Source organism: Flavobacterium sp. T12S277, from assembly GCF_048514875.1.
Lineage (GTDB): Bacteria > Bacteroidota > Bacteroidia > Flavobacteriales > Flavobacteriaceae > Flavobacterium.
Map to the genome: position 1 here is coordinate 650,552 of NZ_JBLYEG010000001.1, position 19,927 is coordinate 670,478.

General features: G+C 39.8%; 7 protein-coding genes. All 7 read right to left on the reverse strand.

The window, feature by feature from the left end:
* Window positions 1-5: 5 nt before the first annotated feature.
* Window positions 6-938, reverse strand: coding sequence for a type IX secretion system membrane protein PorP/SprF (locus ACN1CN_RS02670; RefSeq protein ID WP_264523635.1), 933 nt, complete (start codon window positions 936-938; stop codon window positions 6-8).
* Between the two features lie 46 nt (window positions 939-984).
* Complete coding sequence (locus ACN1CN_RS02675) at window positions 985-13,554, reverse strand: gliding motility-associated C-terminal domain-containing protein (protein WP_419134566.1); 12,570 nt, start codon at window positions 13,552-13,554, stop codon at window positions 985-987.
* Between the two features lie 1,239 nt (window positions 13,555-14,793).
* Window positions 14,794-15,267, reverse strand: a complete 474-nt coding sequence (locus ACN1CN_RS02680) for a DUF6495 family protein (protein WP_419134567.1) — start codon at window positions 15,265-15,267, stop codon at window positions 14,794-14,796.
* A gap of 118 nt (window positions 15,268-15,385) precedes the next feature.
* Entirely contained in the window at window positions 15,386-18,556 is a 3,171-nt protein-coding gene (locus ACN1CN_RS02685; RefSeq protein WP_419134568.1) for a TonB-dependent receptor, read from the reverse strand.
* A 100-nt stretch (window positions 18,557-18,656) separates the two neighbouring features.
* Window positions 18,657-19,097: a 50S ribosomal protein L9 gene (rplI, locus tag ACN1CN_RS02690; RefSeq protein WP_173966877.1), complete on the reverse strand. Its 441-nt coding sequence runs from the start codon at window positions 19,095-19,097 to the stop codon at window positions 18,657-18,659.
* Window positions 19,098-19,163: 66 nt separating this feature from the next.
* Window positions 19,164-19,460, reverse strand: coding sequence for a 30S ribosomal protein S18 (gene rpsR / locus ACN1CN_RS02695; protein ID WP_002987043.1), 297 nt, complete (start codon window positions 19,458-19,460; stop codon window positions 19,164-19,166).
* A gap of 5 nt (window positions 19,461-19,465) precedes the next feature.
* Complete coding sequence (gene rpsF, locus ACN1CN_RS02700; RefSeq protein WP_041518692.1) at window positions 19,466-19,807, reverse strand: 30S ribosomal protein S6; 342 nt, start codon at window positions 19,805-19,807, stop codon at window positions 19,466-19,468.
* Window positions 19,808-19,927 lie beyond the last annotated feature (120 nt).

Here is a 19,927-nt window from a genome sequence, read left to right on the forward strand (position 1 = left end):
CTGTTTTAGAAGAATCGAGGTGATTTGATTTTACTTTGTTTTTTAGTAAACTGATAACGCAGAATGATCTCATGAGATCCATCGTTGTATTTGTTCAGGTCACTTACGGTATAATCAAAAGCATATCCGATGTAAAAACTTCTGGAGATCTGAAAACCTGCCAAGGCGCTTAACGAATCATCTGTTCGATAGGATGCACCGATTACAAATTTTTCTGCAATCATAAAGTTCGCCGAAATATCGGCAGTAAGTGGTGCTCCACTCACTGCCTTTACTAAAAATGCCGGTTTAAACTTTAAGTTTGGATTCAGATCAAAAACATAACCTCCCATTAAGTAATAATGCAGGCGATCGTAAGATATTGATTCCTGAATATCATCATAATAATCACTTTGAATAAAACTTGGAACGGAAAGACCCACATACCATTTGTCGGTATAATAGTAAACCCCTGCTCCTACAGCCAGTTTCATCTGATTGTTAATATTCTGATTCAGTAATACATCATTGCTGTTGTAGAATCTTCCTTTAGACCAATCTACGTCTAACATTCTCATCCCTGCTTTTAAACCAAAAGCCAGTCTTTTTTCATATCCTAAAGGAATTGAATAAGAGAAGTTTCCGTCAATATACAATTCGTTTGAGGGACCAATTTTGTCGTTAACGACACTTAGCCCTAAACCAATCATCTCGTTTAGAAGCGGTGAATGAGCAGAAAACGATTGTGTTTCTGGTGCTCCATCTATTCCAACCCATTGCGAACGGTGCAAAAGTGTTGCCTCTAAGGTTCCTGTAGACCCGGCATAAGCCGGGTTTACTGACATCGTATTGTACATGTATTGCGTGTACTCCGGGTCCTGTTGGGCACTGACGCAAACTGTGATAAAAGAACATATTAAAATGAAATACGTTTCTAATGATTTTATATATAGTTTCATAACGATACTTATTAAGTTTAATTTATTAGATGATTAATACAGCTGCTTATCTCATTATAGACAACCAACCTTTTTTAACCGTTCCGTCTCCAATCGCTATTACGTAGAAATAAGTACCTGTTGGCAACATATCTCCTCTATTAATAACTCCGGAAACATTGGCGGTTCCGTCCCAATCATTTTCATAATGTTGTTTACTATATACTAATGAACCGTATCTGTTATACACTTTCAACTCATTGTTTGGATAAGTTTCGATACAATCTATTCTGAAAAGATCATTAGCTCCATCATTATTTGGCGTAAACTCATTGTAAACGGTCAAACAAATTGGATCAACAGAAACTGAAGCCGAATTATTTGATGCATCTACATCTAACGGAGTCGATGTCTCAACAGTTGCAACACTTAAGTATTTACCGCTAGGTAACACTTCTGCCACAATGGTAAGTACTACACTTTGACCTGCATTCAATGTTGGAATTGTCCAGAGTTGTGTCGTCAAATTGTAGGTTCCTGCAGTCGTAGATGCGCTTACTAAATCGTATCCACTAGGCAATAAATCACTTACGATTGTATTTATAAAATTACCCTGACCCACATTATTAACGGTTACTGTAAAGGTAATCTGGTCACCAAAATTAGGTGTCGAGTTACTTACTGTATTGGTTATCGTTAAGTCAGAACAAGTTGCTACAACTACATTTAATGATTTCGTAGTTCTCTCGTCACAAGTATTAATGTACTCGACCACCACTCTTCCAGGTCCGATATCAGACCATGAAATCGTTACTGTCCCATCATTAGCTCCTCCTCCGGAAGTAATTGTTCCGTTAGTAACCGACCATACATAGTTTGATTTTCCATTGGCAATTGAATAGGTTACTCCCTGGAATACACATGGTGTATCATCTGTACTGGTAATAGGCACCAGAGCATCATTATCAAAAGCAACGGTTACACCTAATCTGGCCGCTTTATCGCAACCATTTGTAACATTACTAAGTGTACCTGCATAATAGGTTGTAGCTGTTAAAGGCGTATTGACTGGCAATGGTGTTCCTCCTGTTGCTGAAGCATACCATACTACATTTGGCTCATTAACTACGATATTCTGAATGGTTGGATTTGATGACAAACAGAATACTTGCGTCGTTCTTGGCGTAGTAACAGTTCCCGGTGTATTTACATTCACGGTAACCAGTAATCTTACCGGATTCTCGCAACCTGAACCGCTTGCAATAACTCCGTAGTAATTACCGCTCACTAAAGCTGTTGTAGATGGAATTGGTGTTCCTCCTGTTGCAGTACTGTACCAGATTACATTTGGTTCGTTTACCTGAATGTCTGAAACTTTTGCTGCACTTACAGAACAGAAATTCTGAACTGCTGAAGTGGTAGTTGGCGTAGGCATCGGATTAACAATAGTAACCGAAACCTGCAAACGAGTAGCGCTTTTACAACCGGTTGCCGGATCTGTAATTTCTCCATAATAAGTACCGCTGGTTAAAGCTGTAGTTAACGGAATTGCTGTTCCGCCAGTTGCACTGCTAAACCATGCTACATTGCTTTCGTTTACCTGAATACTCGCAAAGGTTGGAGCACTCGTTGAACAAAAGTTCTGAGAAGAAGCTGTTGTGGTAGGATTATTTGAAGTTCCTACAGTAACCGTAACTTTTAGTCGGATACTGCTTTCACAACCAGATACCGGATCTTTTATCACTGCATAATAATCTCCATTTACCAGTGCTGTAGTTGCTGCAACTGGAGTACCTCCTGTTGCGGATGTATACCACACGATGTTGCTTCCGTTTACCTGAATATCGGCCACTGTTGGGTTATTTCCTGAACAGAATACCTGAGTAGCAGCTGTTGTTGTTGGTGTATCCGGATCAGTAACATTGATGGTTACCGCTAATCTGGTTGCACTTTCACATCCTGATACAGGATCTTTTATTACTGCATAATAAGTACCGCTGGTTAAAGCTGTAGTTGATGGAATAACGGTTCCTCCGGTTAAAGCAGTGCACCAAACGATATTACTTTGATTCGTTTGAATGCTTGCAAAAGTTGGCGCATTTACCGCACAGAAGTTTTGTGTTCCTGCTGTTACTAAAGTCGGTGTACCCGGATCACTAACATTGATGGTTACTGCCAATCTCACTTTGCTTTCGCATCCTGATACAGGATCTTTTATGGCTGCATAATACGTACCGCTGGTTAAAACTGTAGTGGATGGAATAAGCGTTCCTCCTGTTAAAGCAGTATACCAAACAATATTGCTTTGATTCGTTTGAATGCTTGCAAAAGTTGGCGCATTTACCGCGCAGAAGTTTTGTGTTCCTGCTGTTACTAAGGTTGGTGTACCCGGATCAATAACATTAATGGTTACCGCTAATCTGGTAGCACTTTCACATCCTGTTACAGGATCTTTGATCACTGCATAATACGTACCGCTGGTTAAAGCTGTAGTCGAAGGAATAACGGTTCCTCCTGTTAAAGCAGTGTACCAAACGATATTGGCTTGATTGAACTGAACACTTGCAAAAGTTGGTGCATCTACCGCACAGAAGTTTTGTGTATCTTCTGTTACCAAAGTTGGTGTACCCGGATCGGTTACACTGATGGTTACCGCTAATCTTACTGCACTCTCACATCCTGATACAGGATCTTTGATCACAGCATAATAAGTACCACTAGTTAAAGCTGTAGTTGATGGAATCACGGTTCCTCCTGTTAAAGCAGTGTACCAAACGATATTAGCTTCGTTGAACTGAACACTTGCAAAAGTTGGCGCATTGACCAAACAGAAGTTTTGTGTACCTGCTGTTACTAGGGTTGGTGTACCCGGATCACTAACATTGATGGTTACCGCTAATCTTACTGCGCTCTCACAAGTCGTAGTTGGATCTTTGATTACTGCATAATACGTACCGCTGGTTAAAGCTGTAGTAGATGGAATCACGGTTCCTCCTGTTAAAGCAGTGTACCAAACGATATTAGCCTGGTTGAACTGCACACTTGCAAAAGTTGGCGCATTTACCAAACAGAAGTTTTGTGTACCCGCTGTTACTAAAGTTGGTGTACCCGGATCGGTTACACTGATATTAATCGCCAATCTCGCTGTACTTTCACATCCTGACACAGGATCTTTTTCTGCTGCATAGTAGGTTCCGGTTGTTAAAGCTGTTGTAGATGGAATCACAGTTCCTCCTGTCAAAGCAGTGTACCAAACAATGTTAGCGGCAACGGACGGACTAACGTCGATTGTTGCAAAAGTCGGTGCGTTTACCAAACAGAAGTTCTGAGTCGTATTCGTAATTATTGGTGCTTCCGGATCGGTCACAGTAATGTTAACTGCTAATCTTACCGCACTCTCACAATTCGTAATTGGATCTTTAATTGCAGCATAATATGTTCCGGTTGACAAAGCTGTTGTAGATGGAATTAAAATTCCGCCTGTCAAAGCAGTGTACCAAACAATATTCGCAGCCACAGCAGGACTAACATCGATCGACGCAAAAGTTGGTGCATTGATCAAACAGAAGCTCTGAGTCGTATTCGTAATTACAGGTGTACCCGGATCGGTTACACTGATGGTTACAGCCAATCTCACTGCACTTTCACAAGTCGTAGTTGGATCTTTGATTACAGCATAATACGTACCGCTTGTTAAAGCTGTAGTTGATGGAATCACTGTTCCACCGGTTAAAGCAGTATACCAAACGATATTAGCTTCATTAAATTGAACACTTGCAAAAGTTGGCGCATTAACCAAACAGAAGTTTTGTGTTCCTGCTGTTACTAAGGTTGGTGTGCCCGGATCGGTTACACTGATAGTTACCGCTAATCTCACTGCGCTCTCACAAGTTGTAGTTGGATCTTTGATTACTGCGTAATATGTACCGCTGGTTAAAGCTGTAGTAGATGGAATTACTGTTCCACCAGTTAAGGCAGTGTACCAAACGATATTAGCTTCGTTAAACTGAACACTTGCAAAAGTTGGTGCATTGACCAAACAGAAGTTTTGTGTTCCAGCTGTTACTAAGGTTGGTGTACCCGGATCGGTTACGCTGATGGTTACCGCCAATCTCACTGCGCTTTCACAAGTCGTAGTCGGATCTTTGATTACAGCATAATAAGTACCGCTGGTTAAAGCTGTAGTTGATGGAATAACTGTTCCACCAGTTAAAGCAGTGTACCAAACGATATTAGCTTCATTGAACTGAACACTAGCAAATGTTGGTGCATTGACCAAACAGAAGTTTTGTGTTCCGGCTGTTACCAAGGTTGGTGTACCAGGATCGGTTACGCTGATGGTTACCGCCAATCTTACCGCGCTCTCACAAGTCGTAGTTGGATCTTTGATTACAGCATAATACGTACCGCTGGTTAAAGCTGTAGTAGATGGAATCACTGTTCCACCAGTTAAAGCGGTGTACCAAACGATATTCGCTTCGTTGAACTGAACACTTGCAAATGTTGGTGCGTTGACCAAACAGAAGTTTTGTGTGCCCGCTGTTACCAAGGTTGGTGTGCCCGGATCGGTTACACTGATGGTTACCGCCAATCTCACTGCGCTTTCACAAGTCGTAGTTGGATCTTTGATTACAGCATAATAAGTACCGCTGGTTAAAGCTGTAGTAGATGGAATCACTGTTCCACCAGTTAAAGCGGTATACCAAACAATATTAGCTTCATTAAACTGAACACTTGCAAAAGTTGGTGCATTTACCAAACAGAAGTTTTGTGTGCCGGCTGTTACCAAAGTTGGTGTGCCCGGATCGGTTACGCTGATGGTTACCGCCAATCTCACTGCGCTCTCGCAAGTCGTAGTTGGATCTTTGATTACCGCATAATAAGTTCCGCTGGTTAAAGCTGTAGTAGATGGAATCACTGTTCCTCCAGTTAAAGCTGTGTACCAAACGATATTGGCTTCGTTAAACTGAACACTTGCAAAAGTTGGCGCATTAACCAAACAGAAGTTTTGTGTTCCAGCTGTTACCAAAGTTGGTGTACCCGGATCGGTTACGCTGATAGTCACCGCCAATCTTACTGCACTTTCACAAGTCGTAGTTGGATCTTTGATTACAGCGTAGTATGTACCACTGGTTAAAGCTGTAGTTGATGGAATCACTGTTCCACCAGTTAAAGCAGTGTACCAAACAATATTGGCTTCATTAAACTGAACACTTGCAAATGTTGGTGCATTTACCAAACAGAAGTTTTGTGTACCCGCTGTTACCAAAGTTGGTGTACCAGGATCGGTTACGCTGATGGTTACCGCCAATCTTACCGCGCTCTCACAAGTCGTAGTCGGATCTTTGATTACAGCATAGTATGTACCGCTGGTTAAAGCTGTAGTTGATGGAATAACTGTTCCACCAGTTAAAGCGGTGTACCAAACGATATTGGCTTCGTTAAACTGAACACTTGCAAATGTTGGTGCATTGACCAAACAGAAGTTTTGTGTTCCGGCTGTTACCAAGGTTGGTGTACCAGGATCGGTTACGCTGATGGTTACCGCCAATCTTACTGCGCTCTCACAAGTCGTAGTCGGATCTTTGATTACAGCATAATATGTACCGCTGGTTAAAGCTGTAGTTGATGGAATCACTGTTCCACCAGTTAAAGCGGTATACCAAACAATATTAGCTTCATTAAACTGAACACTAGCAAAAGTTGGTGCATTGACCAAACAGAAGTTTTGTGTGCCCGCTGTTACCAAGGTTGGTGTACCCGGATCGGTTACGCTGATGGTTACCGCCAATCTCACTGCGCTTTCACAAGTCGTAGTTGGATCTTTGATTACTGCATAATAGGTTCCGCTAGTTAAAGCTGTAGTAGATGGAATCACTGTTCCACCAGTTAAAGCGGTGTACCAAACGATATTGGCTTCGTTAAACTGAACACTTGCAAATGTTGGCGCATTGACCAAACAGAAGTTTTGTGTTCCTGCTGTTACTAAGGTTGGTGTACCCGGATCGGTTACGCTGATGGTTACCGCCAATCTCACTGCGCTTTCACAAGTCGTAGTCGGATCTTTGATTACAGCATAGTATGTACCGCTGGTTAAAGCTGTAGTTGATGGAATAACTGTTCCACCAGTTAAAGCGGTATACCAAACGATATTGGCTTCGTTAAACTGAACACTAGCAAAAGTTGGTGCATTTACCAAACAGAAGTTTTGTGTTCCTGCTGTTACTAAGGTTGGTGTACCCGGATCGGTTACGCTGATAGTCACCGCCAATCTTACTGCACTTTCACAAGTCGTAGTTGGATCTTTGATTACCGCGTAGTATGTACCGCTGGTTAAAGCTGTAGTCGATGGAATAACTGTTCCTCCTGTCAAAGCAGTGTACCAAACGATATTAGCTTCATTAAACTGAACACTTGCAAATGTTGGAGCATTTACCAAACAGAAGTTTTGTGTTCCGGCTGTTACCAAGGTTGGTGTACCCGGATCGCTAACGGTTACAGCTGTTACTGATCGCACTGAGCTTTCACAACCATTAAGGTCTCTGATGGCACCATAATAAGATCTGGTAGTCAGAGCTGTTGTTGGATCTAATGCAGTTCCTCCTGTTGCTGCAAGGTACCAAACCACGTTGGCCTGATCGGCCTGAAGATTGGCAACTGTAGGCGCATTAACCAAACAGAAACTTTGATTGGCTGGTGTAGATGTTGGTGTGGCCGGATCATTAATAAGAACCGTCACCAATCTCAACTCTCCATTTTTATTCTGACAGGTAAAATCGCTTGAAACGGCAACATAGTAAGACATTGGGCTCATCGCCGGTGTCAAACCTGTAGCGGTTAAAGCTCCTGTACTACTAAGCGCATAATCCACTCCTCCAATTGTTCCGGTAAAAATAGGCTGCGTTTTATTAGCATCTAAATACCAGGCAAAAACAGGGTTCGTCAGCATACTTGATGGTGTTAAAGTCACTGGCGTATCATGACAAATAGAGGCATTATTTATTGAAATATCGCTTACCAGAGAACTTGGTAAAATCGTAAAGGTTACTTGTTTTCTGTCTGCAGGAGCAGTTTCACACAATTCATCTGAACTTACCCCAACATAATAGGTATAGGTTCCAGGAACTAAACCGGTCACGATCAATTTAGAGGTTACTTGTCCAGGGATTAACTGGCTTGTTGTACCATCAAAGCTATACCAGTGGTATACCGGATTTGTAAGTACTGGTGTAGCACTTAAAACCGCATCTAAGGTTACCGTACCAGTTTCTGAACAAATAATAGTAGCTGATCCTCCGTTTATAGTTACGTTTGTTATTGTTGCTGCAGGAACAGTAGCTCTTACAACCACAGTTACTTCTCCTCTTTCTAAAGCAGGACAACCGTAACGAATAGGCTGAATGTAATATTTATAGGTTCCTGCTGCCAATGTAGCCGGAAGCGTATAAGTCTGTCCACTGGCTACAAGATTTCCTCCTGTAGGCGAATCGTACCATTCATAATCCGCACAAGGTTTGGGCGGGACGACGAGTGTAATAGCGGTGCCGGGGCAGACCGTGACTTTATTATCAGGGTCACTTCCTATGACTTTCGTATTGGTTACACGATCAATAGAATGTACTCTAAGCTGATCTAAAACACTGGCAACACCGCCAAGTGTGATCACCACTTTATCATAAGGCTGCGTTTGAGGTGCCACAATAGTCATCGCCATTGTATCTCCCGAAAGCAGTTTTAAAGTCAACAGACTGCTTGTATTTTCAATTGGAGCACCCACCGGAATGTTTCCGGAATAAAGCTGAATTGAAAATCCGGTAAGTAAATTAAGATTTAAAACTACTCCGGGTTTTGAGATTACAATTCTTAAACTATCCCCAACCATAGAAGGAGTTCTAAACGTTGTAGTAAGTTCGGCAGCAGCCAATAATCCTACTGCATTAAACATAGTGGCATAGGTGGCAATATCTTTGTCGGCTATATTCCATGGGCTTGAAACTCCCACTGTAGCGGTTAATGCTCCTATTCCCAAATCTCTTACACCAGAGAAAACATCTTCGATATCTCCCTGTCCGCAAGTGATCTGAGTTACTTGTTTTTTGTAATAAGCGTCATATACACTAATGTTTTGTGCTACGCTTAAAATGGATCCTAATTGTACACGGATACCATCATAATCCTGAAGTCCGGCAGTATTAGACGGAACAAAAGTAAATTCGAATGAATTTTCTCCAGGTAATAAGTTTAATAAAGATCCAGTTATGGGTTGTAAAGTTCCAATATCGATCGGATTATTAGATCCGTCACGTTTAGTACCCACTACTGAGATGTTTTGGGCCACAGCAATTAAACTGTTTTCTAAACCAATTTTTACCGTTACTGGTGTTCCTTTGACAATGGTTGTTGGCCATTGCAGATTTTGCCAGGTTGTTCCAATACCCAAAAGTCCTAAACCGGTTGTAATGGTAGAATGGGTACTTGGATCACCGTCAACAGCTAATGGTCCATTGCTCACGTTTCCTGTAATAATAGAGTCTGACGATTGTGTAGTAGCATAAACTCTTTCTAATAAAGGATCGCAGGTAGCAGGATCAATTACACTAATCGTAATCGTCTGACTTGTGGTACAGGTTCCGTTACTGGCCACTACTGTATAACTAAAAACACCTACTGTGTTTAAAGGTCCTGTATTATTGGAAGGTACTACATTTCCTTGCTGATCGTACCAGGTAATTGTTCCGTTTGAAGTTGCTGCTAAAGCTACAGAAGTACCTTTAGGAACCACTACTGAACTCGTTACTCCTGTTAAGGTTGGCAACGGATTAATGGTAACTGCTACCGGTTCTTTAGCAGATGGACAATCACTGCCATTCGCCTGAGCCTGAATAAAATAATTACCGTTTGCTGTAATATTTGAAGCGGCCTGATCTGTTATTGGATTGTTTAACGAATCATAAAAAGTATAAGTCGTGGTTGCATCAAAACCAACAATAGCATCTTTTAAATTCACTTTAGCACAACCGGCCAAAGTTGGTGTTACTGTCAAAGCCGAACCTGTTGGGAAGTTTACAACCACAGCTTTTAAGCTTCCGTTTGCATTCTCACAGATACCATTGTTAAACACAGATACATAATAGGTATGAGGAGAATTTAACGCAGTAAGTCCGGTTATCGTTAGAGCACCAGTTCCGGAATCTTTAACATAGGTAACTCCGGATATCGTTCCGGTTGCCTCCTGTGTTTTATTTCCATCTAAATAATATTTAAAAGTTGCTCCCGCTAAAGCTGATGTCGGAGTCAAAACAATACCTCCTGAACAAGAAGCAGTCAAAGGAGTTGCGATGTTAATATCTGTAGCTGTCGGTAAAGGCAATACAGTCACCGTAACGGGCTGACGAACGGTATTGATACAAGTTCCTCCACGCGTTGCTTCCAAATAAAAGGTTGTTGTAGTGGTCAATGCAGCAGTTGGATTAACCGCTACTATATTACCTCCGGTTGGAGCATCGTACCATTCAAATGTATCTCCACCAACTGCAGTTGCTGATAAGGAAGCAGTTTGTCCGGCACAAATTGGTGCGGCTGCTCCTGTTACTACAGCGTTTGCAAATCTATAAGAAGCTTCGTAAATCTCCAGACTTGATAAAAGAGTTGCCAATCCGCTTAATCGAACACGCACACTGGTAAAAGTACCCGCTGCTGCAAAACTTGCTTTGAAACGATTTCCGGATAAGATCTGAACATTCAAAAGATTATTAATGGTACTAAAATCACCGTTAGGTACCCCTGAATTAAAACTTTGCAGGCTAACATTAGAAAGTGCACTAATATCAAGAAGTCCAACAGGAATTCCCAATTCTACATCGATAATATCACCTGTCTGCCCTGTTGTTGGAAAGGTTAGATCTTGTTGAATATGATCGGTTACTAAACCAAGAGGTATGGTAAGAGTCGCTGCTGTAGCAGAATTTCCGTCTACAGAATTTCCGTCTCCACTAGAGCTACAGGTCAAGCAGTTTGTGGTTCCTCCTTTCGCAGTTACCTGAGAATTGGCCAACAAACAGCTATTTACTCCGCTAATTACCGTAACAAGGATCGCGGTTCTTGTGCTGCTTGTACAATCGGTAGCTAAATCTACTGACTCTACATAAAATGTTTTACTTAGCGTTAAAGCCGGACTAGGGGTATAACTATTTACATTAGTAGCCAAAAGAGTTCCTCCTGTTGGTGCATCATACCAATTGTGATTGATACCGGGACTACTCACGACTGCCAATGTTGCATCCTGACCTGACTGAACAATCACGTGTGAAGATACTGCAACTGGTGCCGAAGGTCGCGGATTAACCGTAACGGTAACCGGTGTACGACTTGAACTTATACAAGTTCCGATTGAAGCTTCGACATAATAAGTAGTCGTAGTGGTTAAATTTGGTGTCGCAAAAACGGTACCCGTAAACACTAAATTTCCACCCGTACTCGCGTCGTACCATTTGTAAACAGTTCCCACAACCGGTGAATCAACACTTATTGAAGTTGTAGCTCCCCCGCATAAATTGGCAGGACTGGCCGATACCGGTGTCGGAGCGATCGGATTGTTTACCGTAACCACAACCGGGTTTCTTTCACTATTGACACAGCCATTGCGGGTCACTTCTACATAATACGTAGTGTTTACCGTTAAAGCCGGCGTAGTATAAGCCGCGGTGCTAGCCAATAAAGTTCCTCCTGTTAAAGCATCATACCATTTAACACTTTCACCAACTACGATGTCTGCTGTTAAAGTAGTCGTCTGTCCGCCACAAATTGTGGTACTTCCGGTAAAGGATGGCGCTTTATAACGATGCGTAGCCTGATAAATATCCAAAGTCGTTAGCGCACTTACCAAGCCGCCTAATCTAATTTCGATACGATCAAAATTGGCTGCAGCAGTAAAAGTGGCTCTGAACTTATTTCCGGATAATAACTGCAAAGAAATCAATGCGTTATTAATGAAATTTCTGTCGTTGTTAAAAGTTGCTCCATTATAAGTTGCAAGACTAACTACTCCTAATAAATTAAGATCTGCAATTCCTCCTGGCAATGCAAGATCAACATCAATAATATCTCCCGCTTTTCCCGGATTATTAAATTGCAATGTTTGCTGAATCCAGCCGTTCACTAAACCTATCGGTAGTGTTAGAGAAGAGAAAGTAGCACTGTTTCCGTCAACAGAATTGTTCTGAGCGCTTGACGAACAAAGCAGACACAAACCGTTCTGAGTGGTTTGCTGGCTATTGGCTTCTAAACAACCACCTAAAGCAGCAGGTATAACCGTTACCGTTACAGGTACTCTGGTTGCACTAACGCAGCCTCCCGCACTGTTTCGGGACTCCACATAATAGGTTTTAGAAGCTACTAATACCGGAGTTGTAAAATTATTGGAGTCTCCTAATAATCGAACGCCTCCTGTAGCTACATCATACCAATCTAAAGTTACACCAGGTTCTGAAGTAGAAGCACTAAGTGTTGCATTCTGACCCGAAACTATAGTTACACTCTGTGTTAAAATAGTGGCAACTCCCGGAACAGGAGTTGAAGTAACCGTAACCGGAGTTCGTGTTGCTGTTTTACAGACACCTATGGATGCCTCGACATAAAAATTCGTAGTTCCCGTTGGAACAGTTGGTGTATAAGTACTCCCGGTACTTAATGCCGAACCACCCGTTGCGGCGCTAAACCAGGAATAAGTTGTTCCAGGTACCGGATTTATAACGGATAGTGTTGTTGCTTGTGTTGCTCCCGAAGAACAAATTGAGGTACCAACCGAACTAATGGTTGGCAATACCGGATCCAGAACATTAACTGTAACTGGAAATCTTTGATCTCCTTCACAACCGGCGCTTCGTGATATACCTATATAATAAGTAGTACTTGTGGTTAAAGCCGGTGTTGTAAAAGTATTTACATTTGAAAGCGCTGTAGTAGAGGTTGGAGAACTGTACCAAGCCAATGTAGTACCCACAGCTGGTGTTGCAGAAAGTGCAATCGACTGTCCTACACAAACAGATTGTGTTGCTCCTCCGGCAATGGTAGGTTGTGCAAACTGTAATCGCACATCGTAAATTCGCACATTAGTCAGAACACTAAGCAGTCCGCCTATTTCTACCTTAACCTGATCTGCATCAGCTGTCAGGGTGTATTTTACAGTAGCTGTAGTAGCGCCGCTTATGGCGTTTACATTCAGCAATGGACTGTTTAAAGCCAATGCCGTACTGCTTGTACCCGCCACCGAATTACTGGGCTGGATAGTGGTGTTGGCTACTAAACCAACATCCAACAAATCTGCATTTGATCCGTAAACGATCACAATCTGGTCACCGGCTTTTGCCATCTGACCAAATTTCACCGTTTCCTGAACAGAGCAAAGTACTCCCAATGCATTCGTCAATGATGCAAACGTAGTCGTACTTGCATCATAGGCTAAGGTTGGGTTTAGGACCTCCGTAGTCCCCAAACATACTCCTGCTCTACTGCTCGTATGGGAGATGGGTCTACAAAAAGTCTGGGCAAAGTTTTGATTGCAAAACAGCAGTAAAAACAATAACCCCAATAATCTCCTCTTCACAAGGAGATCATAAAAAGTAAAATTTTTTTTCATAATTTGGAAGATTAGAAAATGGACAATAAAATACCTCTTGCGATAAGCAGCTATGCTTAGGCAATTTCAAAAAAAAACACTAATAATCAACTTGTTGAAATAAAATTTAGACTCCCAGAATACTAAGAATGTAAACAACATTTCAGTAAAAAATCATGTTGCACCGAGTATACAGAAGCATACTAAAGAACCGCTCCTATTCTTTTTCGAATAAAAGACATACCAATAAATTTGGGAAATACTGATTCTAAATCAGCATTCCGTAAAGAATGATTTGTTGTAACCAATTTTCATAAAAGAAAATATACGTTTGGAAGAACCGGGGAGTTCTACAGCATATATAGTATGATTCAATATCTATAAAAAGCTGATTAATTCTTTTTATAAACTTTGTTTCTTTTAGAACAGAACTCTAAAAATTGAATCAGTTCATTTTAAAAAACGCAGTCTGTATTTAAAAAAATTTAAACACGACAATACGCCTCATCGACAAACCCCCGATTGGGATTTGAAAATGAAAAAATAACAGAATTGGAAAATTGATGAAATAAGTTTGAAGTGGAACAAAAATTCAATTTGATGATAAATTCAATTTTATTCAAACTCTTATAAGACAAAGCTAAAATAATACGAAAACCTAATGCAAACTTGATAAAGAAAGTAGTGATCAATTCCATACGCAAACTAATTAAGTTATTATAAAAAACTTCAACTCTAGATAACGGTACAAAAACACCACTTGCTTTATTAAAAATATATTAAATCGATGTTTTTGGAAAAAAGGATCAAAAAGTTTTGTTTAACTTTTTCAATACTAAAATTAGAAAAAAGGAGCATACGAAACAAGTATAATTTTACTGTTTTTCAAATTTAGCACAAATATCAAATTCGAAAAACATGCAAATCATCGGAAAAACCTGCCTTTATAACGTAAAATGAAGCTAAAATAAAATGTTAAAAAATATTTTTATTTTTCTTTGCTCTATGAAAAAGAACAAAAAAGACTACAAAATAACAAGGTAATCGATTAAAATTATGCAAAAACAGCATAAACGGAAAGCAAATCATAAAATTGACAAGAAAGAGCTGCTTTTTTTAAATTATTCAGAAAAAATGCGTAGAAATACGGGTAAAAAAAACATTAAAAATTAAACAAAAGTTAAAAAAATAAAAAATAGGTAAACATTTAAATATCAAACGTTTACCTATTTCAAACCTTTAAATCTTCAAAAAGAGCAATTACGATTCAATAATCGAATTAATTTGCTTAAACAATTGTCCGTCACTTAAGAATGCTCCTTGCTGAATTAATTCAAAAATAGAAGCATTTCGATCTTCTGTAAATACTTTTTTACCCACTTTCATTTCTATATTTTCGGTAAACATATTATCCGACAGCCATTGCAAACCTTCTTTGGTCAGAAAATCAGTTTCAGCAACCAACGCTTTTAACACTATAGACTGCACATGAGTTTCAAAACATTGAAACAAAAAGATATGGTTTCTAGAAAAATGCTCCAAAAATTCTGCTCTCGACAAAACGCCTTCCCAGATCAAATCCGAAAAAACATCCAGTTCCTGCTCCGCAACTTCCGGTTTATTTACTTTAAGAGCATCCCACTCTGCCTTATCAATAGCCTGCGTTGCCAAAAAGCTGGCAAATTCTGCGTGCAATTCATCAAATTGCTCTTTTGTTAATCTTGCGTATTTCATTATTTTTCTTGTGTTAAACACTCTTAAAAGAGCTTGTATAAAATTCCGGAACTTTTTTCGTATCCATAAAAAAAGCCCCCGCAAATGCGAGGGCAAATTTATGACTTTTTTTGCTTTACTAAAAAATGTATCGTATACCAAATTGCGCCTGCCATCTCGACATTAAACTGGCATCATAATTAAACGTTTTGGTCTGCGTTCCGTTAAAAGTATAGGTTGGTGTATTTCCAACAACTTTCACCCCGATAGGCTGAACGCTTGTAGGCACCTGAACCACTCCCCAGTCTGAATTTAGCAGGTTTCCAAAATTCAAAACATCGATACTAAACTGAATCGTATTCTTTTTATCAGAAGCCGAAGAAATTTTGAAGTTATAATCCTGCAGTATCTTCAGATCGCATCTTCCTCTCCACGGAGATAGAGCACCATAACGTTCTGCATACTGCCCTCTTCGGTTTTTCATATATTTATCCTGAGCAATAAATTGATCAAAAGCAGCTCCTTCTCCCGCTGCACTAAAATTCATTAGCGCTATTTCAGCTGTTGTAGGGATATAAATTAAATCGTTTACTGTAGACCCGTCTCCGTTAATATCCCCTCCATACGTATAATTAAAACGTCCTCCCTGGGCATATTCAAAAACAGCAGAAACCGTTGTTGCCCATTTGTCTTTTCCATACTTCAATTTTTTAGAACCTACTGCTATAAAACGATGATTGTCTCCGTATTTAGAATTCGAAAGTACATCATTGTTTACATTTCCTAAAGCCGGATTAAAAGCAAAAGCATCTCCTGTAATTTCAGCTTCGATAGAGTTCACATCCTTCGATTTCAGATAATTATAAGCCACACTGGCATAAAGACCATTTTCAAAGTTTTTCTGCACTTTTAGCGTCGCATTAAAAGCACTCCCCTTATCTGAATTTGTCATTACATAAGCATTGTTTGCTCCTTTATCTGCCGCCAGATAAATAGATCTGTTGTCTACACCCGCCAATGTACCGGTTGGTGCTTTTAATCCCCAATTCTGAACGTGTACCGCATTGATATCTCTATTATAAGACAAATCTGCCGTTACGATATAATTGCTCTCAAATCGGTGATCAAATCCGAGGCTCGTTCTCCAAACCTGTGGCCATTTATAATCCGGATCCATAATCTGGAAAAAGCTGTCATCGGCACCGCTCACCTGATTGCCTAACCATACAAAAGGAATTCTTCCGGTAAAAACTCCCGAGCCTCCACGAAGCTGCGAAGTAGCATCACCATTAACATCCCAGTTGAAACCAATTCTAGGCGACCATAAAATTCGGTCACTAGGTAAATCGGTAGAAATTAACTTAACAGCCTGACCCGTTTGCGGATTAAAATAATCGGTATTGTTATTTCTTTTGCCTCCGCCATTATCCGTATCTATGTATTTCTGAATCAAATCGGCAGTATTGAAATACAAGGGTTTATCGATTCTTAATCCCAACGACAGCTTAAAATCATCTCCGATACTGATGTCGTCCTGGGCATAAAATGCCAATTGTCCTACATTTAATTCAGCCAATTTCCATCCTCCATTACTTCCCACCTCAAAATTGCTTTTAGCTGCAAAAACATCCTGAGCATACTTCAAATTCTGCGCGATAATACTGGTCGCAAAAGGTTTGGCAGCATCATTTAAAAAATCCTGCGTTGTAAAATAAGGTGTAAAAAAGGTTCCGGCATATCCGTTTGGATTTCCAAAATTGTCATAACCGGCCAGATTAAAGGAGTTCGCGAACTTAAATTTCTCAAACGAAGCCCCAAAAGTAAAGGCATGTTTACCCACATTATAACTCAGATTGTTGGTAATCTGAATTACTTTCTGATCTAAAGTATTATTAATAGAAAAAGGTTCATGTCCGGCAATAATATAATTGGAACCCGCTCCATCCTGAATATTAATGACAGGGGCCGGAACTGAAAATGGCACTCTGTAATCGTTAAAATGTGAATATCCGGCCTGCAGTTTATTGGAAACCGATTCACTGAATTTTGAGTTTAATTCAACAAGGAAAGAACTCAGGTTATTATTGATCTGATACCCTGCATTTCTAAACTGTAAAATGGAAGCATTCGGCCCTCTGAAACCCAAAGCTGTTGGGTGTGCCGGTTTGTCTTTGGAAGCATCCAGAAAATTGTAAATAACCGCCAGTTTATGATTGTCGTTTATATTCCAATCTACCTTTATGATCCCTTTATTCGAATTGGACTCGTGTTTGAAACCCTGATAAGGTCCTGTATCGTACCCTAACTTGGCCAAAGCACTTGAAACCGCAATTAAATCAGACTCCATAACCCTTGATTCATTAATTCCGGTTACGCCGTCATTATTATTGGCCACGAAATTGGATCCTAAATCGCTTCGTTTGTCAATTTCAAAGTTCCCAAAAATAAACAGTTTGTCTTTAATAATTGGAGCACCTAAGCTAAAACCCGCCTGGGTCTGCTCTAAAGTAGGCACGAATATTTTTTCTCCTTTTATTTTACTTCCCGTCAAATCCTGATTTCTGTAAAAACCGTAGGCTGTACCATGAAACTCGTTTGTACCCGACTTGGTAACCGCATTGACCGAAGCTCCGGTAAAACCCGATAAAGTAACATCGTATGGAGCTGTCGCTACCTGAATCTGCTCGATTGCATCAAGCGAAATAGGCTGTAATCCTGTCTGCCCTCCTGGTGTTGCAGCATCCAGTCCAAACGGATTATTAAATACCGCACCGTTTAATGAGTAGTTGTTATACTGATCGTTTCTTCCTCCAAAAGATCCCCCGCTTGCAGTGGGCTCCAAACGCGTGAAATCTTCTGCCGATCTGGAAATGGTAGGCAAAGCTGTTAACTCCCTTTTTCCAATGGTAGTTTCGGCTCCCGTTTTTCCGCTTTTAAAAACTTTATCCTTAGAAACAATTTTCACCTCTTCCAATGTCTGGCTTTCATCTTCCAAAACAACATCAAGATTAAAAGGTTTCCCCAGATCGAGATTCAAGTCTGTATATTCGTGATTTCGAAAGCCTACAAAAGTCACTACAATTTTGTAGGGACCTCCAATTCTCATGTTCAAAATATTAAACCTTCCGTCTTCGTTGGAAACGGCTGAATATTTACTTCCTGTAGGGGTATGGATTGCTAGGATAGTAGCACCGGGCAAAAGTTCGTTGGTAGAACTCTTGATAATCCCCTTAATACTCGACGTTGTGGTTTGCCCGATAGCAGTGGTTATGGCAAACACACCTAGTAATAATGCAAAGATTTTTTTCATTTTCCTGGTTTTGAGAATGTTATTCCTCTCAAAATTAGGCAAAAAAAAACCACTCCTAGGAGTGGTTTTTATATTTTATTAACAAGAAGTTAACAAAATGTTATTTTTCAGCGATAATCTCGTATGCTAATTCAACAATAACATCTCTGTGTAAACGGATGCTAGCTGTATATTTTCCAGTACGTTTTACGATACCACTAGTGATGAATTTTCTATCAATAGCGTTACCTGATTTCTCTAAAGCTTCAGCAATGTCGATGTTTGTGATAGAACCAAAAAGTTTCTCTCCACCAGCTTTTGCAGTAAGTTTAATTTCAAGAGCTTTTAAAGTTTCAGCTAATGCTTTTGCATCAGCAACCACTTTAGCTTCTTTGTGTGCTCTTTGTTTTAGATTTTCAGCTAAAACTTTTTTAGCAGAAGGAGTTGCTAAAGTAGCAAAACCTTGAGGAATTAAAAAGTTACGACCGTAACCAGGTTTTACAGATACTACATCATCTTTAAATCCTAAGTTTTGTACGTCTTGTTTTAAAATAAGTTCCATGTTGTTGTCCTTATATTTTAGAAGTTAGGTTCTGACTGAACAGAAACCAGCGACTAGAGTTTTTAATTATTTTAATAAATCGGCCACGTATGGCATTAAAGCTAAGTGACGAGCTCTTTTTACAGCTACAGAAACTTTTCTTTGGTATTTTAATGAAGTTCCAGTTAAACGACGAGGAAGAATTTTTCCTTGCTCATTTACGAATTTCAATAAGAAATCAGCATCTTTATAATCGATGTATTTGATTCCTGATTTTTTGAAACGACAATACTTTTTAGTTTTGTTAGTTTCAATGTTTAAAGGCGTTAAATATCTGATATCTCCGTCTTTTTTTCCTTTTGCAGATTGCTCGATTGTAGACATAATAATTACGCTTTAGTAGATTTTAATTTAGCTCTTCTTCTTTCCGCCCATGAAATAGCATGTTTGTCTAAACTTACAGTTAAGAAACGCATAACTCTTTCGTCACGTCTAAATTCAGTTTCAAAAGCAATTAGAACTTCTCCAGATACTTTGAATTCGAATAAGTGGTAAAAACCACTTTTTTTGTTTTGGATTTCGTAAGCCATTTTTTTAAGACCCCAATCCTCTTTCGATACCATTTCAGCTCCTCTACTAGTAAGAAATTCTTCAAATTTCGTTACTGTTTCCTTCACCTGAACCTCAGATAAAACGGGATTTAAAATGAAAACAGTTTCATAATGATTCATAAATACAATATTTATTTGTTAAAATTGGGTGCAAAAGTAACCATAAAATTTAAATATACAACACTTTTTTACTTTTATTCGTTGTACAACAAAAAATACATGCCGATTTTAGTTTTTTTC

What these genes read in the sequence shown, in the direction of transcription:
- ACN1CN_RS02670 (WP_264523635.1), bottom strand. Translation starts at nt 938, where the DNA reads ATGAAACTATATATAAAATCATTAGAAACGTATTTCATTTTAATATGT.
- ACN1CN_RS02675 (WP_419134566.1), bottom strand. Translation starts at nt 13,554, where the DNA reads ATGAAAAAAAATTTTACTTTTTATGATCTCCTTGTGAAGAGGAGATTA.
- ACN1CN_RS02680 (WP_419134567.1), bottom strand. Translation starts at nt 15,267, where the DNA reads ATGAAATACGCAAGATTAACAAAAGAGCAATTTGATGAATTGCACGCA.
- ACN1CN_RS02685 (WP_419134568.1), bottom strand. Translation starts at nt 18,556, where the DNA reads ATGAAAAAAATCTTTGCATTATTACTAGGTGTGTTTGCCATAACCACT.
- rplI (WP_173966877.1), bottom strand. Translation starts at nt 19,097, where the DNA reads ATGGAACTTATTTTAAAACAAGACGTACAAAACTTAGGATTTAAAGAT.
- rpsR (WP_002987043.1), bottom strand. Translation starts at nt 19,460, where the DNA reads ATGTCTACAATCGAGCAATCTGCAAAAGGAAAAAAAGACGGAGATATC.
- rpsF (WP_041518692.1), bottom strand. Translation starts at nt 19,807, where the DNA reads ATGAATCATTATGAAACTGTTTTCATTTTAAATCCCGTTTTATCTGAG.